This is a genomic window from Mucilaginibacter sp. GW821-FHT07H05, assembly GCF_059418485.1.
On the sequence record NZ_JBWKPY010000002.1, the window covers coordinates 322,652 to 346,144 of the forward strand.

The following is a 23,493-nucleotide window of genomic DNA, read 5'->3' on the forward strand; positions in this document are numbered from 1 at the left end:
TTGAAAGCCGATCTGAGAGTTGCACTTGTAGGGAATCCTAACACCGGTAAATCAACACTCTTTAATGTTTTAACCGGGCTAAATCAAAAAATAGGAAATTTTCCGGGGGTTACAGTTGATAAAAAAACAGGCTTTTGCGATTTGCCTGATGGCCGCCGTGCCGAAATTATCGACCTGCCCGGTACTTACAGCCTATACCCCAAAAGCCAGGACGAATCCATTGTATTTTCCATATTAGCCGATAGAGATAATGGCCTAAACCCCGATTTGATAGTTGTGGTTATTGATGCCACCAACCTTAAACGCAACCTGCTGCTTTATACACAAGTGGCCGATTTAAAAATCCCGGTAATTATAGCGCTTAACATGATGGACCTTGCCAATAAGGACCTCATTAGTATCGATATCAATAAATTCGCGATGAAGTTGGGTGTGCCGGTCATCCCTATCGCGGCCCGCAGGGTTACCGGTATAGATAAGCTTAAAGAAGCCATATCCTACGCTAATAAGTTTGCCTTACAGCAGGAAAGCATTGATGTAACCGCTATAGCGCCCTCCATCATTGCTGATATAAGCAAAGAATTACCTACCGATAACCCCTATTTTGCCCTGCAACTGGCACACCAGCATGAGCATTTAAAGTTTTTAACTCCGGCCCAAAGTGAGCGGATTGAAGAATTGGAACTGGAGCACGGTTTCCACTCGCAAAAGGCCCAGGCTACCGAAACTATTGCACGTTATTATTTTATTAATGAGCTGCTGGCCGAAACCGTAACCAAGCCCCAGGGCATACAGGGCGAAAGCACCAGTAACCGGATAGATAGAATACTAACGCATAAGATATTTGGTTTTGTAATTTTTATCGGGATCCTGCTGTTTATATTCCAGTCTATTTTTGCCTGGTCGGCCTACCCGATGGATCTCATCGCTAACGCGTTTGTATGGTTGCAAGGCCAACTGCACCATCTGCTGCCCGCCGGACCAGCCACCAACTTACTGGTTGATGGTATTGTAGCCGGACTAAGCGGCGTAATGGTGTTTATCCCCCAAATTGCTATCCTGTTTGCCTTTATATCCATACTGGAAGATACCGGCTATATGTCGCGGGTTACGTTTATGATGGATAAAATCATGCGTAAGGTGGGCTTAAACGGCAAATCGGTAGTGCCGCTGATTGGCGGCTTTGCCTGCGCTGTGCCATCTATTATGAGTACCCGCACCATTGAGAACTGGAAGGACCGCATGATCACCATTATGGTTACCCCGCTGGTAACCTGTTCGGCCCGTTTGCCGGTTTATACTTTACTGATAGCTTTGGTAGTGCCCAACCAAAGGGTTTGGGGTATATTTAATATGCAGGGTTTGGCTTTAACCGCTATGTATGTACTCAGTTTGGTATCGGCGGTAATTGTGGCCTGGGTGTTTAAGTTTATACTCAAAGGCCGCGAGCGCGGTTACTTTATCATGGAACTCCCCGTGTACCGCATGCCCCGCTGGAATAATGTGCTGCTATCCATGTACGATAGAGCAAAGGCGTTTGTACTGCAGGCCGGCAAGGTAATTATTGCCGTATCGGTTATTCTTTGGGTAATGGCATCCTACGGGCCGGGTGACCGTTTTGAGCACATTGATAAAAAGTATGCCGAACCACCATACAAAACCATGAACGCCGATGACCTGCGCCGTACCATTGCGACCGAAAAACTGGAAAACAGCTACGCGGGTATGCTGGGCCATGCGATAGAGCCCGCTATCAGGCCTTTAGGGTTCGACTGGAAAATTGGTATTGCCTTAATTACCTCCTTTGCCGCGCGCGAGGTATTTGTTGGCACCATGGCCACCATTTACAGTGTAGATGGCGATGCCGATAAATTAGAAACCGTGCAGAAGAAAATGGGGAATGCCATTAACCCTAAAACCGGCAAGCCGGTGTTTACCGTAGCGGTAGCCTTCTCGCTGATGATGTTTTACGCTTTCGCGATGCAGTGCGCCAGTACAGTTGCCGTAGTATACCGCGAAACCAAAAACTGGCGCTGGCCCGCAGCGCAGTTTGCCTATATGACGGTGCTGGCTTATGTGATCAGCTTGATCACATATCAGTTGCTGAAATAATGATTTCCGTGCCTCATTTCAGAACAATCGCTTATAAAATTAAAATGGTGATTATCAGCCGTCTATCCAAATGATTTGGGTTAACATTGAAAAATACTAATTGGCTTATTGTCAGTCGTTTAACTACAAAAACCATCGAATTGTGTTAAGTTGTGTTAACCCAATTTGACATGGCATTGAATGGAATTACGAATCGGGGCATAGAATTGCAATTACTCCTCAATAAATTTCTGATCAATCTGCTTAGTACTTTTTGCACCAAGTTTACGCAAGGTTTCAACACGACCTATCAAATTACCGCTGCCGGCAGATAGCTTGCTGAAAGCATCATTATAAGCATCCTTAGACCGGTCGATGTGGTCTCCTATCTTTTTCAAATCGTTAATAAAGCCTACAAATTTATCGTACAGGGCGCCGGCTTTGGTGGCTATATCAATGGCGTTGCGGGTTTGCTGCTCCTGTTTCCATATCGAAGCAACCGTTTTTAAGGTGGCCAGCAGGGTAGATGGCGTAACCAGTACCACCTTTTTGTTCCAGGCAAATTCAAACAGTTCTACCTCACGCTGTATGGCAATAGCGAAGGATGATTCTATAGCCACAAAAAGCAACACAAAATCGGGGGAATTGATCCCATAGAGGTCATGATAGTTTTTGCCGCCCAATCCGTTGATATGGCCTTTAATGGAAAGGATATGCTGTTTCAGGTGCATTTCCCTCTCCTCATCAGTTTCGCAATTCACCAGGCGTTCGTAGGCCAGCAGCGACACTTTAGAGTCGATCACAATATGCTTATTATCGGGCAGGTTAATGATCACATCCGGTTGAAAACGGTTGCCGTCCTCGTCGACCAAATTCATTCCCTTACCCTGTTTGGTATAGCTTTCGCCCTCTAATAAACCCGATGCTTCCAGCAGGCGGTCAAGGATCACTTCGCCCCAGTTGCCCTGCTTTTTGGTGTCGGCTTTTAAGGCGCGGGTGAGGTTGTTAGCCTCCTCGCTGATCTGCTTATTCAGTTCCATCAGTTTAGAGATCTCGCCCTTCAACACATTCCGTTCGTCTGATTCGGCTTTATATACCTTCTCTACCTTTTCTTCAAATAGCTTGATATTTTCTTTCAGAGGATTCAGCAACAGGTCCAGATTGTTCTTATTAGTCTCGGTAAATTTTTGTGATTTTTCGTCCAGCAGTTTATTCGCTACGTTCTCAAACTCCAGTTTAAATTTCTGCTGAATGTCCTGCATGTATATCTCCTGCTCGGCCAGGCGTTCGCGCTGGGCTTTAAAGGCTTCTTCGGCTTTGGTCATGCGGCTTTTTTCGGCCAGCAGCTCCTGGTTCAGGTCGCGCACCATGGCTTCATAGCGCAGGCGCTCTTCGTGCAGGTTACGGTCGGCCTTGTCGCGTTCAATGGCTAAGCCGCTGGCGCGTTCTTCCACTTTGGCTATATTAATGCGCAGTTGCTCGCCTTCTGCCCGTAAGCGCAGTAATTCATCTGCCGAAAGGCTATCCAATCCCTTTGGCTTTTTCAAGATTAATATCACCGCAATCAGTAATATCACCACAGCGGCACCCAGCACCATTAATTCCATTTTGATAAAAATATTAGCAAAGCTGTGAAATAATGTGCAGATGTGCAAATATGCGGATGTGCAGATAAAAAAGGATTTTGGGAATAGCTACCGCAGGTTTAGCGCAACGCAACTTGGGGTTATCCCCAGCAATGCGGCTGTGTAAATGTGCAGGTGACGTTATTCGAAATAGAACGACTTCGATTCAACACGGACCATCTTTTTAGATACTTCATCATAAATAGCAGCTACCAGCCTAAAGCCATCTTTGGTATAAAGCATATTATCAAAAAAATACGCGGTTTGATAATCGATCCCTTTAACTATTATTTTACCGTTTTTTATCATCCTGGCATTACAACTGTAAACAACCTCGTGCGGAACCCAAGTTTTAGTTTTCAATCCATTTTTTTGGTTGTTTGAAAGCGCTGTCGGCTGATAAAGTTCTTCAATAATAATTTGAATGTTGGCTCGGGTAGGCACTGGCTTACTGCCGATAGTTAATACCACATCAAGCCTTTCAGGTTTTGAAAAATAGCTATCATCGCCAATGTGGGTTAGTTCCCGGTAGCTATCCCTATGTTTTACCGTTACGGTATCATGATAAAATATTTTCAGGGTACCCGGTTGCTGCGCAAAGGCAACATCAACATTAAACGCTATCAGAAAACAAACGATACTTAATGTTTTCATTTGGTATGAGATTACTTCGCCTTCTCCACCCGCAAGCCCACATCGCTCACCTCGCGCAGGGGGTTATCGCGCATGTTCTGCTCAATTTCAAAGTGGTAAACGCCTTGCGCGGGGAAACGGTAGCTGGTTTTAAAAGGGATCTGGTAACTGTATAAATTGCCCGATCCGCTGCCCAGCCATTCGCCCGTTTTAGCAGCCAGGTGCAGTTCGTAGCGCATTACATTAGGGGCCATTTTGGGGCCGAAGGTGTGCAGCAGCACAAACATATTTGCGTATTTATAATCGCCGGTTACCCGTAAATTGAAGTAAAGGTTATAGGGCACGGTAGCATCATCTATTTTAACCACGTACCGTACCCTGTTTGAGTATCCCCAGTTATGGCCAACAATTTCGGTGCTCTGGTCAAACACACGGTTAGCGTCGCTACAGCCGGTAGTCAGGGCAATTAACAAAACAATTATGCCGCAAAAAAAATTACGCGCCTGTTTCATTACTGTTACCGTTAGGGTTGTTCCGGTTTTTGTTTCGGTTAGGACGGTTCCTGCGCTTATTATTGCCTGTCCTTTCGGGGGCGTTAGGGTCGCGCGGTGAATTGGGTTGTCCACCCTCTGCACGCGGCTGCGGGTTGGGTTGCCTTGACTGCTGGCCGGGTTGTCCACCCTGTTGCGGGCGCTGTTGTTGCGACTGCTGCGGCCTTTGCTGTTGGTTTTGGCGTGGCTGTTGGTTTGGATTGCCGCCTCCCTGGTTAGGTTGTCCACCCGGGCGGTTTGGTTTTTTATTACGGTTATTCTGGTTGTTCCGATTCCGGCTCCGCTCGTCCAGGCGGGTCAGGCTGTCCTGGCCAACCACATTTTCGTAATCCAGCGCTTTGGCAATCGGCGCGGTAATTTCTACCGGTTCGCCCAAATCGGCCGGAATAATGCCTTCGCGGTTCATCTTCTGAATTTCCTTTACGCGGACGGTTGATATAGGCACCCAGTTTTCATCGCGCGGGTAGCTAAACCACATCAGGCGTTTAAAAATGTCGGTCTTTTGCAGGCGGGCATCGCCTTTTTCCGTTTTAAGAAAATTAACGTTATCCGGGATATGCTTCAGGGCATCCATATAAGTGTCCAACTCATAGTTCAGGCAGCATTTTAATTTGCCGCACTGTCCCGCTAATTTTAAGGTATTTAATGATAGGTTTTGATAGCGTGCCGCAGATGTAGAAACTGTTTTAAAATCGGTTAGCCAGGTGCTGCAGCATAGTTCACGACCACATGAACCGATACCGCCTAAACGGCTGGCCTCCTGGCGCATACCTATCTGCCGCATCTCGATACGGATACGGAACTGCTCGGCCATTTTTTTGATCAGCTCGCGGAAATCCACGCGGCCTTCGGCAGTGTAGTAAAACGTAGCTTTGGTTTTATCGCCCTGGTAATCTACATCGCTCAGCTTCATGCTCAGGTTTAGTTCCAGCGCCAGGGTGCGGGCTTTGTGCATGGTTTCCCACTCCAAATCCTTAGCCAGTTTCCATTTATTTACATCGGCTTCGGTAGCCTTGCGATAGATTTTTTTAGCCACATCGGCTTCCTTTACGTGGCGCTTGGTCATTTGCATACGCACCAGTTCGCCGGTGAGCGATACGTGGCCAATATCGTAGCCGCCGGTAGTGGTTTCTACCGCTACCAGTTCGCCCGCCTCCAGGTATATATTATCCTGGTTAACGTAAAAATCCTTGCGCGAACCCTTGAATTTTATTTCAACGATTTGAAAAGGCTTATAATTAGCCGGCATGTCCATGTGCGACAGCCAGTCGTAAACATCCAGTTTGCTGCATCCATTTGTAAGGCACGCGCCGTTACTTTTGCAGCCAGCAGGGGCGCAACCGCCGCCCGTTGAACAACTTCCACATCCCATAATTAGCTTGGTATATATTGAGCCCCTTGCGGGAACGTTTTAAAATATAGTATTTTAATAATCTGTAAAGATACATCTAAAAACAATATCTTGGGATTAGCATTTCGCTCCACATGATAATGCGCTTTTTCCAGTTCGGCGCTGATGGCTTCAGCCTGCGCCAGGTTCATTACGCCGGTCATTTTTTGCGCGGTTTCCAGCTCGGCCGCGGGCAAATGTACCAGGTTACCGGCGCCGGCTAACAGCAAACAGCACTCGCGGATAAAGCTGATACCGTAACGTAAAAAGTTCTTTTGATTCTCGCGCCCCATCTTAGCCAACTGATCGGTAAAGCTGATGGCATCGGCACCTTTATTGGCAAAACACATGCGCAGCCATTTAATGAAAAGCAGGTGATAGCTGTTGCCCTCCTGGTTAATCATGGTCAGCGCTTCGGTCATATTGCCGTTGCTCAGATAGGCAATTTCTTCGGCGGCATGCTGGGTTTGGCCATGCTGATCGATCAGATAATCTTTGATATCGTTGTACTCCAGCGCCGGGATCTTGATCAGTTGCGTACGCGAGAGGATGGTATTCAGGATCTGGTCCTGGTTTTGGGCTACTAATAAAAACAGCGTGTTTGGCTGCGGCTCTTCAATGATCTTCAGCAAAGCGTTCCCCTCTTTGTCCAAATATTCGGGCAACCAAAGGATCAAAACTTTATAAACCGATTCAAAAGGTTTCAGGCTTAGTTTTTTGATCACCTGGTGGCATTCGGCAATGTTGATGTTGGCCTGCTTGTTCTCGGCATCCAAATATCCCCGCCAAACATCCAGGCTTAAATATGGATTGGCCAGTAAGGCTTCGCGCCATTGTTCGATAAAAGTGAGCGCGGTATCGTCTTTATGTTTAGCGAAGAAGGGGTACGAGAAATGCAGATCGGGGTGGGCCAGTTTTTGGTATTTACGGCAGGATGAACACACCCCGCAGGAATCGTCTGGCTGCTTATTCTCACAGGATACATACTGGGCATAAGCTATAGCTAAGGGCAAATTACCCGAGCCTTCGGGGCCTAAAAACAATTGCGCGTGGCTCACCCGGTTCTCGTTAACCGAAGTAATGAGTCTTTGCTTTACAGCCGCCTGTCCAATTATCTCTTTAAACTGCATTGGTGCAAATTAGGAATTTGATTTGAGATGTGAGATATGAGATGTTGATTTCTTAGATGTGAGACGTTAGATATGAGATTTGAGATACAATTTGATTAGTTATCTTTGGCCATATGTCAAGCTGGCTTTCGTCTCCTATCTCACATCTCAATACTCAAATCTCATGAGAATCATGGCCTTTGATTATGGTACCAAACGTATCGGCATAGCCGTAACCGACCCGCTGCAAATTATTGCCACCGGACTGGATACCATACACCCCAATGCCATTATCGAGTACCTGAAAAAATACCTGCAAACCGAGCAGGTGGAGCGTTTCATAGTAGGTGAGCCAAAGCAGATGGACAATACCCCCTCGCAATCGGCACCGCATGTAAAGGGCTTTGTAAACCTGCTGAAGAAAACCTTTCCCGAGATCCCTATCTCCATGCTGGACGAACGCTTTACCTCCAAAATGGCCACCGCCGCCATTTTAGCCAGCGGCCGTAATAAAAAGGACCGGCAGGATAAGGGTTTGGTAGATACGGTGTCGGCTACGATATTGCTGCAATCGTGGATGGAGGGCCGACCTTGATTAAAGGATTTAAAAATTCCCTGATTATGATCGGCTTGCTTAAATCCTGTTCATCCTAAAATCCTTCAATCACGGTCGGTTGTTAAAGAGTGTTAATCATTTCTCCGTTTTTAAATTATCCCATAGCTTCGCATAAAATATAATCCCGTATGCGTAAACTACTTAGCACTGCTTTTGCACTTCTGTTTTTCAGTCAGCTTTTTGCACAAAACGCTGGCGGTAAAAGCGCGGTGGACAACGGCTACAACCTGGATTTTGAACGTATGGCTGTGGGCGATGTGCTGCCCGACCTATGGTCGCGGTTTAACGAGGCTAAAGGGTATAAATGCGAGGCCGCTACCGATGTCCGGCATGGCGGCAACCAGTCGCTTTTAATTGAACGGGTGAGTGATAATGCCGATCCCTTTGCCAGCGTAACCAACGTGATCCCCGCCAAATACTTCGGCAAAGAAATTGAGTTTAAAGCCTGGATAAAGTTTCAGAATGTGAAGGACTTTATGGGTTTACTCATCCGTATTGATGATGCCAACCATCAAACTATTTCTTTTAAAACCATGGCGAATGATAAAATAAACGGCACTAAAGACTGGACGCAATACAGCATTAAACTCCGCATCCCCGACGACGCGCAAACCATCTATGTGGCCAGCATCCTATCGGGCCCGGGCTCTATGTGGACAGATGATGCCAAAATACTGATTGACGGTAAAGATATTGGCGAAGCTAAAGTTAACCCCGATTACAACCCCGCTCCGCCGCAATATGGCAACAATGCTTTTGCGGGCCATAAAATCCGCATTAAAGATGCCGAATTATATTATGAAACCTACGGCAGCGGCGAGCCTTTACTATTGCTGCACGGCAACAGCCAAAGCATCCGGGCTTTTAGTTACCAGATTGGCGACCTGTCTAAAAAATACAAAGTAATTGCTGTAGATACCCGCGGCCAGGGCAAAAGCACCGACGAAACTACCGGGGCATTGAGCTACGATTTGTTTGCTGATGATATGAAGCAGCTGATGGATTCGTTGCGGATAAAAAAGGCCAGCGTTTTAGGCTGGAGCGATGGCGGCAATACCGGCCTGATTATGGCGTATAAATACCCGCAATATGTCACCAAACTGGCTACCATGGGCGCCAACCTGTTCCCCACCACCCAGGCGGTGAGCGACACGGTATTGAACCAGGTAAAAGCCGGACTTAAAAATCTGCAAACTAAAACCGACGCTTACTCAAAAATGGAAACGCGCCTGTTCACCATGCTGCTGACCGAACCGCATATCACCTTTGATGATATAAAAACCATTAAATGCCCTGTGCTGATAATGGCCGGCGAGCATGATATCATATTAGACAGCCATACCAAAGCCATTGCTGCCGCTATCCCCAATGCAAAACTGGTAATATTTAAAGACGAAACCCATTACGCGCCGGTTGAGAATAAGCGATGGTTTAATAATACGGTACTGGAGTTCCTTGACCGTTAACCGATGCTTAAATATCTATCCTTTTTTTGCATACTCTTATTAATCGCCTGCAACAAGGTAGAAAGGCGCGTTGTTTACAGCTATAACAATGTAAACATAACTCGTTTTGATACTGATGAAGATAGCTTTTTTTATTACGGTAATGTAGCCGATAATAAAAGCGAACCTAATATCAAAATACATTGGGGGCAACGTGATGGTGGGTTTGACGGATTATTAGTGTTCAAGGATAATAAGGTTGAAGTTGTACCTATATCAGGTTGGTTTGATCTCAAAAAATCACCTTTTGTTTACCTGTCGCCGCAATGGGATAGCAGGACTAAAAGTTTTGACAATGTCGCTTTTATTAAATGGATAGATAGCCTGCAAGGCCGTTATAATAATGTGATGTATATCGCCTCGCCGCCTTGTGCAAGAGAAAGGGGGCGCAATAACAACAATAATTCACAAGTAGTTGCACAATACCAGGAAATGGATTAAGTAAGGCATCCTGCTCATTAGCAGGCAATATTTTCAAATTGCTTACCTTTGTAAGATGGAAATTTTGCCTGAAGACCTGCAGCTTTATTTGGATACCCATTGCGACGTTGAGCCTGAAGTGCTTAAAAAGATCAACCGCGATACGTATTTAAAGGTGCTGAAACCGCACATGTTATCGGGCCATTACCAGGGCCGCCTGCTGAGCATGCTGAGCAAAATGATGGCCCCGCAACGCATTTTGGAGATAGGCACCTTTACCGGTTATGCCACCATTTGCCTGGCCGAAGGCCTCGCCCAAAACGGCTTTATTGATACCATTGAGGTAAATGCCGAGCTGGAAGAGATGCTAAACCAACACTTTAAATCCACAAGTGTGGAAAAAAAGATAAGGCTGCATATTGGCCCTGCAACGCAAATAATAGCCGGTTTTGATGGTCCGCCGTTCGATCTGGTGTTTATTGATGCGGATAAAAAAAATAATTTGCTTTACTTTGCAGCCATACTTGAAAAAGTAAGACCGGGAGGTTTAATTATAATTGATAATGTTTTGTGGAAAGGAAAGGTATATGGCGATGCCCAGGATACTGATACCAGACTAATCCGCGAATTGAATGACAGCATTGCTGCTAACCCGCAGGTGGAGAAGTTAATACTCCCCGTACGCGATGGCATTTCGCTCATCAGAAAAAAGTAAATTATGAAGAAAACAGTACTACTTACCATTTTAGTGATCGCTACGCTGGCCGCTTCGGCACAGACAAAAAGCAAAAACACTTCGCAATCGTACATCGAAAAGTTTAAGGATAATGCTATTGAAATTATGCACCAAAGCGGTATCCCCGCCAGCATTATTTTAGGCATAGCCATGCACGAAAGCGGTTGCGGTAACAGCGCCATAGCTACCAATCTAAACAACCAGTTTGGGATGAAAGGCGGCGGCACAACGGTTTATTACAAAAACAAAAAGAAGGTAAAGTCGGCTTATAAGGCCTATGATTCGGTGCTCGACTCATTCAACGATTTTGCCCGGGTAATAACCGAAAAGAAAAAATTCAGCCACCTGGCCGAAAAATTCAGCTCGGTTGATTACGTTGGCTGGGTAAAGGGTATAGAGCGCAGCGGTTATGCCAGCAGTAAAAAATGGGGCAAACAAGTACTGGCCATTATTAATAAGTACCAGTTGAACAATCTTGACAGCAATGTAGACAGTACCGAATTTGCACAGGCACCGGTACAGCACCAACAATAAAATTTAGTATGTTTGGCTTAATGACGGCCAATACTTATAAATACAACGCGACACATGGCATAGCCGTAGTGTCGCTTTTTTGTTTACTGCTATGCGCATGCTCATCGCATAAAAAAGTTGTTTCCATATCCGGCCGCGATGCTAAGCGCAATAATGAGCAACTGCAAAAGGAGCGCAAAGCGGCTATCTCCAACTATCCCACCTATACCACGCTACAGTATATCGACCGCTTTAAAGCCATTGCAATACAGGAAATGAACCTGTACGGCATCCCGGCCAGTATTACGCTGGCGCAGGGCTTGTTTGAGTCGGGTAACGGCAATGGGGAACTGGCGCGGGTAGCCAATAACCATTTCGGTATTAAATGCACCAGCGACTGGAAAGGCAAAAGCTATTATAAGGACGACGACCAGGTGAACGATTGCTTCAGGGTGTATGACCGTGCCGAAGATTCTTTCCGCGACCACTCCGAATTTTTGAAACGCAAACGCTACGCCAAGCTGTTTGAACTGGATAAAAACGATTATGTTGGCTGGGCCAACGGTTTAAAGGAAGCGGGTTATGCAACTAACCCTAAATATCCGCAATTGCTTATCGGTGTTATCCAAAAATACAGCCTGGATCAGTATGACCGCCCCGAAGACAGCATCCAAAAAATAAAGCGCGAAGACCGGGTGCTTGCGCAGATCAACCAAAATATCGGCAAGGCCATTAAAGATTCGCTGGTGCAGGCCAGCCCTGTTGATAAAACCTATACCATAAAACAAGGCGATACACTATACGCTATTTCAAAACGTTTTGGCTTAACTGTTGACGAGTTGAAAGCGTTGAACAATATGGCCGATAATAATATTAAAATTGGCCAAAAACTGGTAATAGCCAAGTAGAAGCCTCACCTAAATCCTCCCCAAAGGAGAGGACTAAAAAGAACAATTTACACCCTCTCCTTTGGAGAGGGCCGGGGTGAGGCCTGTGTTAATATTTGTTAAATTATATATAAAACGGCGGTTAACGCATAGTTTTACACCACTGATGAAATTTGGGCTTTTAGTATTGGTTTGGGCGGGGATAACAGCAACATGCTTTGCACAGGAAAAAACTGTGGAAGGTATTGTGTTTGATCAAAACAGCAAGGAACGCATAGCCAAAGTAAATATCCAAAACCTGCGCACTAAACAATCGGTGTATAATACCCTTAAAGCCGAGTTTAAAATAAGCGTTTTGGCCGATGATCAGCTGATCATAAGCAAACCCGGTTACTTTACCGATACTGTAAAAGTACCGGTTAATACAGCCCTGGTTATTTATCTAAGGCCCACTGCCATCCAGCTAAAACAGGTAAATATCCGGGATACGCTGCAATCGCCGTTAAAAAGGTACCTGGCCATAAAATCCGAATACAGTAAGGCCTACGGATCAAACGCTTATCGCGATCCGCTCAGTTTGTCGCCTGGTTCAGGCGCGGGCATTAGTATCGATGCCATCTGGAACTCGCTCAGCCGCAGCGGCCGTAATGCCGAAAAACTGCAGGGTATTATCGAACGGGATTATCATGAAAGCGTGATCGACTTTCGTTTTAACAAAGCCCTTGTGAGCAGCATCACCCACCTGAAAGACCCGCAGCTGACTGATTTTATGTTTAAATACCGGCCCGGTTATTATACTGTGATCACCGCTAACCAATACGAGTTTATAGCCGCTATCAGGGCCAATTTAAAGCGGTACCTGCGCAATCCAAGGGCGTTTGCATTACCACCTTTAAGTACCCCCGAATAGTTACGGATCTTTCATGCCCGCATCTTTAATAAGCGGGGTAAAACAATTCCGGTTGAAATTGCTTTTACCTTTACTTTAATTACAAACTATATGAAAAAGATCTTTTTTACAGCAGTCTTAATTATAAGCTGCTTATCCTTCCGTATAGCCGATGCCCAGGTTGGTTTCAGGCTAAATATCAATATCGGTAACCAGCCAGATTGGGGACCAACCGGGTATGACCATGTGGACTATTATTACATGCCCGATGTAGATGCTTATTATGATGTGCCTACCCATCAATATGTTTATTACGAAAACAATGTTTGGGTGCACCGTACCTATTTACCGGCCAGGTATCGTAATTACGATGTGTATAATGGCTATAAAGTGGTAATTAACCGTCCTAATCCGTGGTTAAGAAACACTTACTATAGAAACACATACGCCAAATACAAAGGCCGCGGCGGGCAAAACATTATTCGCGATAGCCGCGATGTTAAGTACAAGGAACATTGGAAAGGCAATAACGGCCGTGGACCCGGTGGTAATAACGGTCGCGGACCGGGCGGTAACAACGGCCGTGGGCCCGGCGATAGGGATGACCATCGTGATAAAGGCAACCATGGCGGCGGTAAAGATAAAGGCAACCATGGCGGTGGCAAAGACAAAGGCAACCATGGCGGCGGTAAAGGCCATGGACACGGAGAATAAGAACCGTGCTTGATTAATACACAAGAAAGGATCGCCATAAAGCGATCCTTTCTTGTTATATACGTGCCCTCTGTGTGCCCTGTGTTCTTCTCTCTGCGGCTCTGTGGTTAAATTCTAAAATCCTATTTAAACAATTGCTTGTAAATTGCCTTCGCCCAAAAATCGCCTAAAATTACAGCCCCCTCTTTATTGGGGTGAAGGTAAAAGATGCCATCCTGCCCATTCTCATGCTGAAAGTATTGCCCGGCATGTTTCTTAAAAAAATCGAAAGCATCATTATCGCCCAAAAACACCTGCTTAGGATTGGTTTTGGCAAAACTTTTTACCGTAGCCTTTATCTTAGGGAAATAGCTTTGCAGCCGGGTTAACCCCTCCTGCATATAAGTTGAGCGGTTATGGGTATTAGGGCTGTACCAGATAGGTTGCTGAATGATCACCTTACACGCGGGGAAATCTTTCAACAGTTGGCTGATGATGGTTTGCAGGTTAGTCTGATAATCGTTTTTGCTTAGCGGGGCACCATTGGGGCCTTGTACCGCACTATCATTAGTACCCAGGATAATAGAAAAAACCAATTGCGCGTTTTTATTAGTGAAGGCCAGTGCTGCGGCTTCCACTTTTGGGAAATCTTTAGCGGTTACCGGTAAAAAATCTACAGTTGTATGGCCGCTATAACCCTGATTAGCAAAATCAACCAGGCCAACCCCGGGTTGCTGCTTTAAGTAATTAACGGTTTCGTTAGGCGGTGCCTCGGTTTTCCAGTCTTTTAACCCAGCGCCATGGGTAATGCTGTTGCCGATGAATACGATATTCAGATCGTGCTTAACGGTATCGGCAGTGGCAGCTTTGGCCGTGAACGCGCTTAAGCATAGGATAAATAGTAGGGCAGTGTACTTTTTGAATAACATGAGGGTTTATTTTTTGAATAAAGTTAGGTTTTTTTAACCACGCTGTCTGAACCTTGATTAAACGAATTTGCAGGGTTAGCACGATTTTAAATCCTGAAATCGGTTCAATTTGTTTAATCAAGGTTCAGACAATCTCTGTGGTTAAAATCTAAATTTCACCTTTCGTTTCAATAATGTATTTTTGACCTTATGCCCGATCGCCATAAATTATACTTCGCTTCTGATTTCCATTTGGGTACGCCTAACTATTTATCAACTGCCGATAGGGAAAAACGCCTGGTGCAATGGCTGGATAGTATAAAAGCCGATGCTGCCGAAGTTTTTTTAATGGGCGATGTTTTTGATTTTTGGTTTGAATACAAAACCGTTGTGCCTAAAGGTTATATCCGTTTCTTTGGCAAACTGGCCGAACTGGCCGATTTAGGCATTAAGCTCTACTTTTTTAAAGGCAACCACGATATGTGGATGTTTGATTACTTCGAAAAAGAACTGGGCGCTACCATTATCACCAACGAACTGGAGATAGAACGCGGCGGTAAAAAATTCTACCTGCACCACGGCGATGGACTTGGCCCCGGTGATCAATTTTATAAATTTCTGAAAGGATTTTTTTGCAGTAAATTGTGCCAATGGCTGTTTGCGCGCCTGCACCCTAATTTTGGTGTGGGGATAGCCAATTACTGGAGTACGCACAGCCGTTTGGCAAACCAAAAGAAGGAAGTTTGCAAACCCGGCGAGCAGGAATGGCTGGTGAAATTTTGTAACGATACCCTGCAAAGCCATTTTTATGATTATATGATATTTGGCCACCGGCACCTGCCGCTGGATATACAGCTTAACGAGCGTACCCGATATGTAAACCTGGGCGAGTGGGTAACCTATAACTACTCGTACGCGGTTTTTGATGGGACGGAACTCACCCTGCATTATGCTGAAACACAACCGTAAAAACATGACGTACGGCAAACCTTCTGCTAAATAATCTATTTATTAATTTGCTTACCTTTGTACACTTTTTGCAGGCTTTATAAAGCTATTGCATTGAATAATATATTATGTTAGAGAAATTAGAACTCATATTTGATCGGTGGAAAACAGTTGAAGGTGAATTAAGCAGTCCGGATGCCATGTCGGACATGAAGCGCTTTGCCCAACTGAACCGCGAATATAAAGAGCTTGGTAAAATTGTAGAGGAATATCATATCTACAGTAATATCATGAGTAATATTGATACCAATAAAGAGATTTTAGCTACCGAAAAGGACGAGGAATTCCGCGAAATGGCTAAAAGTGAGCTGGATGAATTGCTGGTGCAGCGCGATGAGAAGGAAGAGGAGATTCGCCTGATGCTGATCCCTAAGGACCCTGAAGATAGCAAGAACGCCATTGTGGAGATCCGCGGTGGTACGGGTGGTGATGAAGCCGCCCTTTTTGCCGGCGACCTTTACCGCATGTATATGCGCTATTGCGAAAAACGCGGCTGGAAAACCGAACTGGTGGATTATACCGAAGGTACCAGCGGCGGCTATAAGGAAATTGTATTCAATATCCTGGCCGAGGATGCTTACGGCACCATGAAATACGAGTCGGGCGTACACCGCGTACAACGTGTACCTGATACCGAAACCCAGGGCCGCGTGCATACATCGGCTGCAACCGTAGTAGTATTGCCCGAAGTGGATGAGTTTGACATAGATCTGCAGGTAAGCGATATCCGTAAAGATCTGTTCTGCGCTTCGGGCCCGGGCGGTCAGTCGGTAAATACCACCTATTCGGCGGTGCGTTTAACGCACATCCCTACAGGCGTGGTTGCCCAGTGCCAGGACCAGAAATCGCAATTGAAAAACTACGATAAGGCTTTACAGGTATTACGCTCGCGCGTGTACGAAATGGAGCTGCAAAAACACCTGGAAGAAGTATCCAAAAAACGCAAGACCATGGTATCAACCGGCGACAGGTCGGCCAAGGTACGTACCTATAACTACCCGCAGGGACGTGTTACCGAGCATCGTATTGGCCTAACCATATACAATCTACCCAATGTAATGAACGGCGACCTGCAGGAGATCATGGAGTCGTTACAATTCGCCGAAAACGCCGAAAGGTTAAAAGAAGGTACAGCAGCGTAATATAACAATGCTACTAAACGATATAAAATCGATGCCTGCCTAAACAGCGGGCATTTTTTTTAAAATTAACACCCACTGTTCCAGTTTTTTATAGCCGATAAAGCTGTTTTTCAAAAAAAACCTTGTGTAATAGATTTTGGTGCGTATATTTGCAATCCCAAACGGGAGGAGTGGTAGTTCAGCTGGTTAGAATACATGCCTGTCACGCATGGGGTCGCGGGTTCGAGTCCCGTCCATTCCGCTAAGAAGCCCCCAAAGCTTCGTAAAAACGCTTAGATTTCAGGTCTGAGCGTTTTTTTTGCCCCAAAATTGCGCAAAACGTCTCAGTATTTATGACTCATCGAATCACCTATTCGGTGATTACTTCTAAATACCTAATTAGTCACCTGGCAATCATTGATTTGATAATCAAATAATTAATTAGATGAATCAGGGTATTAAAACAGCTCAAAATTATTGCTTGTTGAGGGAGATAAATTAAGGTAGTGTTCAAAGTTTATGAGATGATTTCAACATTCTGTCTGAGTCTCTCAAAATCAGAATTTGTTGCCTTTTTTGGCATGGCATGTATAGGGATTTTAAAGAGGTGACCAATAAATATCCTTATGCCTGGGTTTCGGTCAGATATGGTGTAGACTTTAATTAGAAGACCGAAATGGCGATTCATTAACATATCCGTTCAAAATAACGGTAAATCTAGGGAATTATTAGATAAGCAGAATGAGCTGTTAAAATATGTTAATACAAGCAAATTTCATCCCAACTACAGAATCATGTGCTACTATTGTTTTAAGAACGGCAGGAAAGTCCCTTTTGCAATAGGTTAATGCCGCGTTCCTTGCCCCGATCAATCGCACGGGAAAAATCCTTATCATGTATTAAACTGTTTTTGCCAGCATATCGTTAAACATACATTAAAATAAAGATACATGAAGCCCCTGGTCATTATATTAATAAGTTTTTTCGCCAGTGTAACCTGGCTGGGCAATTTCAAAACCGCGACAGAAGAAGCAGCCAAATCGCACAAACTGATCCTGGTCAACTTTTCCGGATCGGACTGGTGCGGGCCTTGTATCCGTTTAAGAAAAGAGATACTGGAATCGGCCACATTTACCGATTATGCGGCACAGCACTTGATATTAGTACGCGCCGACTTTCCACGTCAAAAAAAAAATCAGCTCAGTAAGGAGCAGATTAAGCTGAATGAAGCGCTGGCTGATACCTATAACCCGGACGGTAAGTTTCCCTACACATTGCTGGTTGATGAGCGTGGCAAAGTATTAAAAGCATGGGATGGCTATCCGGATGAAACGGCCGGGCAGTTCGTTAATCAAATTAAAACCTGCACAGATGCCAGGAACTGAAATAACGGCACAACTGTCAGTTCATAAACGGGTGCTTAAGCTTATGGGTAACCGGTTCGAAATCAGCGTGGTTAGTGAGGATGCAAACTGGGCAAATAAACGGATAGACATGGCCGTAGCTGAAATCGGCCGGATCGAAAAGCTGTTGACTACTTTTAACGATGATAGCCAAACCAATAAGATCAATGCACAGGCTGGTACTGCCCCGGTGAAGGTTGATGCGGAGGTGTTCGGGCTGATCGAACGCTCGCTCAAAATTTCTGAACTCACCCAGGGCGCTTTTGATATCACCTATGGTTCCATTGATAAAAGCCTGTGGAATTTTGATGTTAATATGAAGGCCTTGCCAGATGCAGAAACAGCACGGAGATCGGTGAGCCTGATCAATTACAAGAACGTGCTGCTGGACCATCAAAACAGCACCGTATTCCTCAAGGAAAAAGGCATGCGTATCGGCTTCGGCGGTATTGGCAAAGGTTATGCGGCCGATTGTGCTAAGCTGATATTACAAAACGCCGGTGTCACAAGCGGTATCGTTAATGCGGCAGGTGACCTGGTTACCTGGGGGACGCAGCCAGGCGGCAAGCCCTGGACCATCGCCATTGCCGATCCCGACCAAACTGATACACCATTCTCTACATTAAACATTAGCAATATGGCTATAGCCACCTCGGGCAATTACGCTAAATATGCGGTCATCAACGGCAGGAAATACTCGCACACCATCGATCCAAAAACCGGGTTGCCGGTTAGCGGTATCAAAAGTGTGAGCATTATTTGCCCCAGCGCTGAATTTGCTGATGCCATGGCCACGCCGGTAACCGTTATGGGCATACGTGTCGGGTTGGATATGATTAACCAGCTACAGTACATTGCCTGTGTAATTATCGACGATAATAACCAGGTCTATACTTCAAAAAATATCAATATTAAAACCCTGTGATATGAAAAAATACCCTTTAATAAAAGTAATGCTGCTTGGTATAGCCATTGTGTCTGGCTTCACTTCTTGCACGTCGGTTAAGGCTTATCAGAAAAACCGGTTGAATGATTCGGAGATGGAGCTGTCGGCACGTAAATCGCAAAAGTTTGAACAAAGTTTCCAATTGTACCGCGAGGCCGGTTCGGGTGCTAATGGCGGCAAAAGCGGCGGTGGCTGTGGTTGTAATTAATTAAAAGAAAGCACCGTCATGAGGAAAATATATTTGTGCGTAGCCGCCCTTTACCTGGGGATAGTGGCCTCGCATGCGCAAATCAAGCCGCAGCCTGTTAAAGACACCAGCAACTACGAGGCGCGTAAATTAAAGATAGACGAGATCAATATCATTTCGGCCTACTATCATCAGGATGGCAATAACTCGGCCGTGACTGGTGGTATAGGTACGGAAAAGCTGACCGATTTTGCCAATACCTTCGATCTGCAAATGTCCAAATACAGCGCTAACGGCAAAAAACATACTTTTTTGTTTGAGTTAGGCATTGATCATTATTCGTCAGCTTCATCTGATAAAATTGATCCCAACAGTATTTCATCGGCCTCCATGAGTGATAACCGTATTTATCCATCTTTAAACTGGACGGTATCTAATGATAAAACGGGCAATGCGTTCGGCTTAACGGGTTCTTATTCACATGAGTTTGATTACCAGTCTTTCGGCGCGGGCTTAAATTTAACGCGCTTATCCAAAAACAAGAATACACAGTTTGATTTTAAGGCGCAGGTATTTATGGATACCTGGAAAGTGATATTACCGGTTGAACTGCGACCGCCGGGTTATGGCTCAGGTTCAGAACACGAAGACCGGCGACCGGTGGACTCCCGCCCGCGTAATTCGTTCAGTACGTCATTCTCCTTATCGCAGGTATTGACTACGCGGCTACAGGCTTTGCTAATTGTTGAACCATCATATCAGCGCGGCTTACTGGCCACCAAATACCAGCGCGATTATTTTACCGACGGGTCTGAACGGGTAGAGAACTTACCGGATGGACGTTATAAACTACCGATAGGTATCCGTTTCAATTACTTTTTGGATGACCATTTTATCATCCGTACTTTTTACCGTTATTATATGGATAGCTGGGGCATCAGGGCGCATACTGCAGAACTCGAAGTTCCCATTAAACTAACATCATTTGTATCTGTCAGTCCATATTATCGCTACAATAACCAGGCAGGCACCTGGTATTTTGCACCTTACGGATTACATAAGCCAACTGATACTTTTTATACCAGCGACTACGACCTGTCTACCCTGACCAGCAACTTTGCCGGTGCCAACATCAGGCTTTCGCCGCCAAATGGGGTATTTGGCTGGCAGCACCTCAACTCGCTGGAGATCAGGGCAGGGCACTATATGCGATCGACCGGATTAAACTCCAATATCATAACCTTAGCAATGAAGTTTAAATAGTAGCTATGCACCATGAACATCATGGAACCAGTTTGATACGTTTATTATAATAAGCTATTATCGGAAATATTGGTAATTTAATAATGGAGTTTTGGAGTAAATCTGAAGTTAATAACATAACTTCAGTATTGCTTCAAATTTGGAGTGTATCATTGATCAAACCGTCATCATAGTGAAGATCCTGGTTATAGAAGACGAGCAAGGGCTCCGCGAGAATATCACTACCTATTTAAATGTAGAGGGCAATATTTGTGAAAGCTGCGAGGGTTTAAACACGGCCATTGCCAAACTGGCCGCCTATCAGTATGACTGCCTGTTGCTGGATATTGGCTTGCCCGATGGCGAAGGTTTTGCCGTTTTAGATTATTTAAAAGCTCAGAATAAAACCGAAGCTGTTTTGATCATATCCGCCCGTAACTCCTTGGATGATAAATTAAAAGGATTAAACATCGGTGCTGATGATTACCTGACCAAGCCTTTTCACCTGGCCGAACTGAAAGCCCGGTTAATGGCCGTGTTTAGGCGCAAGGCCCTAAATACTAATAGCCGGTTGGTGTTTAACGAAATAGTTATTGATGTATTAGGCAGAACCGTTGAGATTAACAATTCGCCCATTATACTCACTAAAAAGGAATATGATATGTTGCTTTACTTTTTAGCTAATAAAGGAAAGGTTATATCAAAAACCGCTATAGCCGAACACTTATGGGGCGATGAAATGGATATGCATGATAATTTTGACTTTATTTATACGCATATCAAAAATCTGCGCAAAAAAATGCTGGATGCCGGCTGCAATGATTACCTGAAATCAGTTTACGGTATCGGTTATAAATTTACAGCACAATGAAACTTTCGGCACATTATACCAAAGCCAGCCTTTTTATCAGCCTGGCCGTGTTGTTTACCGGGGCCATTATCTATTTTTTCGCTATCAACTATATTGCCGATACGCAACTTGACCGGAACCTGGCACAGGCCCTGAATGAGGCCGAAGAGTATATTAAAACAACCAGCACCGAGCCGCAACAGTATGACCTGGATCAGGACCATGCCATTTTTATCAAAACCGATCAACTTGCTATCAAAAGACGTTATTTCGATACGGTTTACCATAATTTCAGGGAAAACAAAACCGAGGCGGGCCGTGCGGTAGAAGACTTGGTTAAAACTGGCAGCAAACGCTACAAAGTAGTGATTACCGTATCACGGGAAAGCACGCGGTCGCTTTTAGAGATCGTCAGTCTAATTACGCTTGCTTTGATCGCTGGCTTATTACTTGTGCTTTTTATCACTAACAAATACGTGTTGAACGGCCTTTGGAAACCATTCCACACCACGCTCAGGGAAATAAAGTCGTTTAATGTGGCTGGCAACGTACAATTTTCGGCTAAAAGCAGCAAAGTGGATGAGTTTACTGAGCTAAATGCTGCCATTTATGAAATGTCTACCCGCGTAAAAGCCGAGTACCAGGACCTGAAGATCTTTACCGAAAATGCCTCGCACGAGCTCATGACACCGTTGGCCGTGGTCACTACCAAATTAGACACGCTGATACAGGATGAAAGCCTCAGGCCGGATCAGTTGGCGCAGATCACCGATATTTATGCTTCTATCAGCAAATCAACCCGCCTTAATCAAATCTTGCTGCTGCTGATCAAATTGGATAATGAACTGATCAGGGATGATGAACCGGTCAATTTAAAAGAAATCATCCTGGAAAAGATCGTGCAGTTCCAGGAACTGGCGCAGTCAAAAAATCTGGTCGTCATCAACCGGCTGGATGATAAAGAAATTGTAGCCAGCAAATACCTGGTCGATATTTTATTGAATAATTTGTTCAGCAACGCCATTCGCCATAACCTGCAATTTGGCAAAATTGAGATCGATCTTAGCGCAGACCAGCTGGTTTTCAAAAATAGCGGTAGTCCCCTCAAACTTACCGGCGAACAAATATTCGAACGTTTCCAAAAGGGCAAAGATTCCCAGGGTACGGGTTTGGGCCTTACACTGGTCAAAAATATTTGCCGGCAATACGGCTTCCACATCAATTATCACTTTGCGGATAATTGCCATATTTTCAGCATTACATTCCCTAAAACCAGTTAGTACAAAGCCTTATTCAACTTCAGATTATCCTCAGAATCCGGTTTTAGTTTAGCAGGAGCAACTCTTTCCCTTAAACTGATTGAAGATCCTGTTATTTCTATGAAAAAAAGCGCCGTACTGCTGCTGGCCATAGCCTTATTTAGCCTTAAACTCAAAGCCCAGTCCAATTACGAGATACAAGTCTACGGTTCAAGTACCATGGCAAAGGGCCGTACAATGGTCGAGCTTCACAGCAATTATACCTTTAACGGCAGCAAAACAGCATCAGGCACGGAGCTTCCTACCCATCATGTGGCGCATGAAACCATCGAGATTACCCATGGCTGGACCCCCTGGTTCGAGACTGGTTTTTATTTTTTTAATTCGATAGGCAACGATGGCCGGACAGCTTATGTAGGGTCACATATCCGTCCGCGGGTGGCAGCGCCTGATAGCTGGCAGTGGCCGGTTGGTGTGAGTATCTCCACCGAGTTCGGTTTCCAGAAAGCGGCTTTTGACGCCAACACCTGTTCCCTGGAAATCAGGCCTATTGTAGATAAAAAATGGGACAAATGGTACGTATCCTTTAACCCCACGGTTGAAAAGAGTTTCGCCGGGCCCGATGTCAACCAGGGCCTCATCTTTTCTCCTAATTTAAAAGGCAGCTATAATGTCAGCAATTTAGTAGCGCTCGGGCTGGAATATTATGGCAGTACCGGCCCTTTTTTTCACTATTACGCTTATCAGCAGCAGGAACATCAAATATTCGCAGCTACGGATCTTAATTTCAATCCCAACTGGGAGTTTAACGCCGGCGTGGGTTACGGGTTTACCAACAGTACAGACAAAGTTATTGTCAAAATAATCCTCGGGCGCAGATTTTGACCAGAGAAGTGCTTGCTTAAATTCAA

24 protein-coding genes and 1 tRNA gene are annotated in these 23,493 nt (G+C 45.0%); 19 read left to right on the plus strand and 6 right to left on the minus strand.

Going from position 1 to position 23,493, the window contains the following annotated elements:
* Positions 1-2,112 (plus strand): ferrous iron transport protein B, encoded by a 2,112-nt coding sequence (gene feoB / locus AC07M6_RS05410; protein ID WP_494887904.1) that lies wholly within the window; start codon positions 1-3, stop codon positions 2,110-2,112.
* 212 nt (positions 2,113-2,324) lie between these two features.
* Here feoB and AC07M6_RS05415 read toward each other — a convergent pair whose 3' ends face one another.
* The 5 genes from AC07M6_RS05415 to AC07M6_RS05435 all read right to left on the minus strand — a co-directional run bounded on the left by AC07M6_RS05415 (position 2,325) and on the right by AC07M6_RS05435 (position 7,420).
* Positions 2,325-3,698, minus strand: coding sequence for a DNA recombination protein RmuC (locus tag AC07M6_RS05415; protein WP_494887905.1), 1,374 nt, complete (start codon positions 3,696-3,698; stop codon positions 2,325-2,327).
* Between the two features lie 159 nt (positions 3,699-3,857).
* Positions 3,858-4,370 carry a hypothetical protein gene (locus AC07M6_RS05420; protein ID WP_494887906.1) on the minus strand — a complete coding sequence of 171 codons (513 nt, stop codon included), beginning with the start codon at positions 4,368-4,370 and terminating at the stop codon, positions 3,858-3,860.
* A gap of 11 nt (positions 4,371-4,381) precedes the next feature.
* Complete coding sequence (locus tag AC07M6_RS05425) at positions 4,382-4,861, minus strand: gliding motility lipoprotein GldH (protein ID WP_494887907.1); 480 nt, start codon at positions 4,859-4,861, stop codon at positions 4,382-4,384.
* Complete coding sequence (locus AC07M6_RS05430; protein ID WP_494887908.1) at positions 4,845-6,272, minus strand: PSP1 domain-containing protein; 1,428 nt, start codon at positions 6,270-6,272, stop codon at positions 4,845-4,847. The genes AC07M6_RS05425 and AC07M6_RS05430 overlap by 17 nt, the downstream gene beginning before the upstream one ends.
* Positions 6,273-6,274: 2 nt before the next feature.
* On the minus strand, positions 6,275-7,420 hold the full coding sequence (locus AC07M6_RS05435) for a DNA polymerase III subunit (protein ID WP_494887909.1): 1,146 nt from the start codon (positions 7,418-7,420) through the stop codon (positions 6,275-6,277).
* A gap of 163 nt (positions 7,421-7,583) precedes the next feature.
* Between AC07M6_RS05435 and ruvX the strand changes: the two genes are divergently transcribed.
* From ruvX to AC07M6_RS05475, 8 genes are all read left to right on the plus strand, one after another.
* A complete protein-coding gene (ruvX, locus tag AC07M6_RS05440; protein WP_494887910.1) occupies positions 7,584-7,994 on the plus strand; it encodes a Holliday junction resolvase RuvX in 411 nt (136 codons plus the stop codon).
* A gap of 149 nt (positions 7,995-8,143) precedes the next feature.
* The gene (locus AC07M6_RS05445; protein WP_494887911.1) at positions 8,144-9,481 is read left to right on the plus strand and encodes an alpha/beta fold hydrolase; all 1,338 of its coding nucleotides are present in this window, start codon (positions 8,144-8,146) and stop codon (positions 9,479-9,481) included.
* Positions 9,482-9,484: 3 nt separating this feature from the next.
* Positions 9,485-9,961: a hypothetical protein gene (locus AC07M6_RS05450; protein ID WP_494887912.1), complete on the plus strand. Its 477-nt coding sequence runs from the start codon at positions 9,485-9,487 to the stop codon at positions 9,959-9,961.
* Positions 9,962-10,016: 55 nt separating this feature from the next.
* Entirely contained in the window at positions 10,017-10,655 is a 639-nt protein-coding gene (locus AC07M6_RS05455; protein WP_494887913.1) for an O-methyltransferase, read from the plus strand.
* A gap of 3 nt (positions 10,656-10,658) precedes the next feature.
* The gene (locus AC07M6_RS05460; protein WP_494887914.1) at positions 10,659-11,210 is read left to right on the plus strand and encodes a glucosaminidase domain-containing protein; all 552 of its coding nucleotides are present in this window, start codon (positions 10,659-10,661) and stop codon (positions 11,208-11,210) included.
* 8 nt (positions 11,211-11,218) lie between these two features.
* Entirely contained in the window at positions 11,219-12,097 is an 879-nt protein-coding gene (locus AC07M6_RS05465; RefSeq protein ID WP_494887915.1) for a glucosaminidase domain-containing protein, read from the plus strand.
* A gap of 145 nt (positions 12,098-12,242) precedes the next feature.
* Complete coding sequence (locus AC07M6_RS05470; protein ID WP_494887916.1) at positions 12,243-12,986, plus strand: peptidase associated/transthyretin-like domain-containing protein; 744 nt, start codon at positions 12,243-12,245, stop codon at positions 12,984-12,986.
* A gap of 90 nt (positions 12,987-13,076) precedes the next feature.
* A complete protein-coding gene (locus AC07M6_RS05475) occupies positions 13,077-13,679 on the plus strand; it encodes a hypothetical protein (protein WP_494887917.1) in 603 nt (200 codons plus the stop codon).
* A gap of 122 nt (positions 13,680-13,801) precedes the next feature.
* Here the strand turns inward: AC07M6_RS05475 and AC07M6_RS05480 are convergent, their stop codons facing one another.
* Positions 13,802-14,587 (minus strand): GDSL-type esterase/lipase family protein, encoded by a 786-nt coding sequence (locus tag AC07M6_RS05480; protein ID WP_494887918.1) that lies wholly within the window; start codon positions 14,585-14,587, stop codon positions 13,802-13,804.
* A 189-nt stretch (positions 14,588-14,776) separates the two neighbouring features.
* Here AC07M6_RS05480 and AC07M6_RS05485 point away from each other — a divergent pair, with 189 nt between their 5' ends.
* The 10 genes from AC07M6_RS05485 (at position 14,777) to AC07M6_RS05530 (ending at position 23,467) form a co-directional block, all read left to right on the plus strand.
* Entirely contained in the window at positions 14,777-15,535 is a 759-nt protein-coding gene (locus AC07M6_RS05485) for a UDP-2,3-diacylglucosamine diphosphatase (RefSeq protein WP_494887919.1), read from the plus strand.
* Between the two features lie 107 nt (positions 15,536-15,642).
* Positions 15,643-16,716 (plus strand): peptide chain release factor 1, encoded by a 1,074-nt coding sequence (gene prfA / locus AC07M6_RS05490; protein ID WP_494887920.1) that lies wholly within the window; start codon positions 15,643-15,645, stop codon positions 16,714-16,716.
* 167 nt (positions 16,717-16,883) lie between these two features.
* Positions 16,884-16,957: transfer RNA gene (locus AC07M6_RS05495), tRNA-Asp, on the plus strand.
* A gap of 688 nt (positions 16,958-17,645) precedes the next feature.
* Positions 17,646-18,080: a thioredoxin family protein gene (locus tag AC07M6_RS05500; protein ID WP_494887921.1), complete on the plus strand. Its 435-nt coding sequence runs from the start codon at positions 17,646-17,648 to the stop codon at positions 18,078-18,080.
* Positions 18,081-18,123: 43 nt separating this feature from the next.
* A complete protein-coding gene (locus AC07M6_RS05505) occupies positions 18,124-19,023 on the plus strand; it encodes an FAD:protein FMN transferase (RefSeq protein ID WP_494887922.1) in 900 nt (299 codons plus the stop codon).
* Position 19,024: 1 nt separating this feature from the next.
* Positions 19,025-19,252, plus strand: a complete 228-nt coding sequence (locus AC07M6_RS05510; protein ID WP_494887923.1) for a DUF4266 domain-containing protein — start codon at positions 19,025-19,027, stop codon at positions 19,250-19,252.
* 18 nt (positions 19,253-19,270) lie between these two features.
* Complete coding sequence (locus tag AC07M6_RS05515; RefSeq protein ID WP_494887924.1) at positions 19,271-20,494, plus strand: DUF3570 domain-containing protein; 1,224 nt, start codon at positions 19,271-19,273, stop codon at positions 20,492-20,494.
* 172 nt (positions 20,495-20,666) lie between these two features.
* Positions 20,667-21,344 (plus strand): response regulator transcription factor, encoded by a 678-nt coding sequence (locus AC07M6_RS05520; RefSeq protein ID WP_494888449.1) that lies wholly within the window; start codon positions 20,667-20,669, stop codon positions 21,342-21,344.
* On the plus strand, positions 21,341-22,603 hold the full coding sequence (locus AC07M6_RS05525) for a sensor histidine kinase (RefSeq protein WP_494887925.1): 1,263 nt from the start codon (positions 21,341-21,343) through the stop codon (positions 22,601-22,603). Before AC07M6_RS05520 ends, AC07M6_RS05525 begins: the two co-directional genes overlap by 4 nt.
* Before the next feature lie 99 nt (positions 22,604-22,702).
* The gene (locus AC07M6_RS05530) at positions 22,703-23,467 is read left to right on the plus strand and encodes a hypothetical protein (protein ID WP_494887926.1); all 765 of its coding nucleotides are present in this window, start codon (positions 22,703-22,705) and stop codon (positions 23,465-23,467) included.
* Positions 23,468-23,493 lie beyond the last annotated feature (26 nt).

Excerpts from the sequence above, each read along its gene's own strand:
- AC07M6_RS05415 (WP_494887905.1), bottom strand. The coding sequence starts at position 3,698 with ATGGAATTAATGGTGCTGGGTGCCGCTGTGGTGATATTACTGATTGCG.
- AC07M6_RS05420 (WP_494887906.1), bottom strand. The coding sequence starts at position 4,370 with ATGAAAACATTAAGTATCGTTTGTTTTCTGATAGCGTTTAATGTTGAT.
- AC07M6_RS05425 (WP_494887907.1), bottom strand. The coding sequence starts at position 4,861 with ATGAAACAGGCGCGTAATTTTTTTTGCGGCATAATTGTTTTGTTAATT.
- AC07M6_RS05430 (WP_494887908.1), bottom strand. The coding sequence starts at position 6,272 with ATGGGATGTGGAAGTTGTTCAACGGGCGGCGGTTGCGCCCCTGCTGGC.
- AC07M6_RS05435 (WP_494887909.1), bottom strand. The coding sequence starts at position 7,420 with ATGCAGTTTAAAGAGATAATTGGACAGGCGGCTGTAAAGCAAAGACTC.
- ruvX (WP_494887910.1), top strand. The coding sequence starts at position 7,584 with ATGAGAATCATGGCCTTTGATTATGGTACCAAACGTATCGGCATAGCC.
- AC07M6_RS05445 (WP_494887911.1), top strand. The coding sequence starts at position 8,144 with ATGCGTAAACTACTTAGCACTGCTTTTGCACTTCTGTTTTTCAGTCAG.
- AC07M6_RS05450 (WP_494887912.1), top strand. The coding sequence starts at position 9,485 with ATGCTTAAATATCTATCCTTTTTTTGCATACTCTTATTAATCGCCTGC.
- AC07M6_RS05455 (WP_494887913.1), top strand. The coding sequence starts at position 10,017 with ATGGAAATTTTGCCTGAAGACCTGCAGCTTTATTTGGATACCCATTGC.
- AC07M6_RS05460 (WP_494887914.1), top strand. The coding sequence starts at position 10,659 with ATGAAGAAAACAGTACTACTTACCATTTTAGTGATCGCTACGCTGGCC.
- AC07M6_RS05465 (WP_494887915.1), top strand. The coding sequence starts at position 11,219 with ATGTTTGGCTTAATGACGGCCAATACTTATAAATACAACGCGACACAT.
- AC07M6_RS05470 (WP_494887916.1), top strand. The coding sequence starts at position 12,243 with ATGAAATTTGGGCTTTTAGTATTGGTTTGGGCGGGGATAACAGCAACA.
- AC07M6_RS05475 (WP_494887917.1), top strand. The coding sequence starts at position 13,077 with ATGAAAAAGATCTTTTTTACAGCAGTCTTAATTATAAGCTGCTTATCC.
- AC07M6_RS05480 (WP_494887918.1), bottom strand. The coding sequence starts at position 14,587 with ATGTTATTCAAAAAGTACACTGCCCTACTATTTATCCTATGCTTAAGC.
- AC07M6_RS05485 (WP_494887919.1), top strand. The coding sequence starts at position 14,777 with ATGCCCGATCGCCATAAATTATACTTCGCTTCTGATTTCCATTTGGGT.
- prfA (WP_494887920.1), top strand. The coding sequence starts at position 15,643 with ATGTTAGAGAAATTAGAACTCATATTTGATCGGTGGAAAACAGTTGAA.
- AC07M6_RS05500 (WP_494887921.1), top strand. The coding sequence starts at position 17,646 with ATGAAGCCCCTGGTCATTATATTAATAAGTTTTTTCGCCAGTGTAACC.
- AC07M6_RS05505 (WP_494887922.1), top strand. The coding sequence starts at position 18,124 with ATGGGTAACCGGTTCGAAATCAGCGTGGTTAGTGAGGATGCAAACTGG.
- AC07M6_RS05510 (WP_494887923.1), top strand. The coding sequence starts at position 19,025 with ATGAAAAAATACCCTTTAATAAAAGTAATGCTGCTTGGTATAGCCATT.
- AC07M6_RS05515 (WP_494887924.1), top strand. The coding sequence starts at position 19,271 with ATGAGGAAAATATATTTGTGCGTAGCCGCCCTTTACCTGGGGATAGTG.
- AC07M6_RS05525 (WP_494887925.1), top strand. The coding sequence starts at position 21,341 with ATGAAACTTTCGGCACATTATACCAAAGCCAGCCTTTTTATCAGCCTG.
- AC07M6_RS05530 (WP_494887926.1), top strand. The coding sequence starts at position 22,703 with ATGAAAAAAAGCGCCGTACTGCTGCTGGCCATAGCCTTATTTAGCCTT.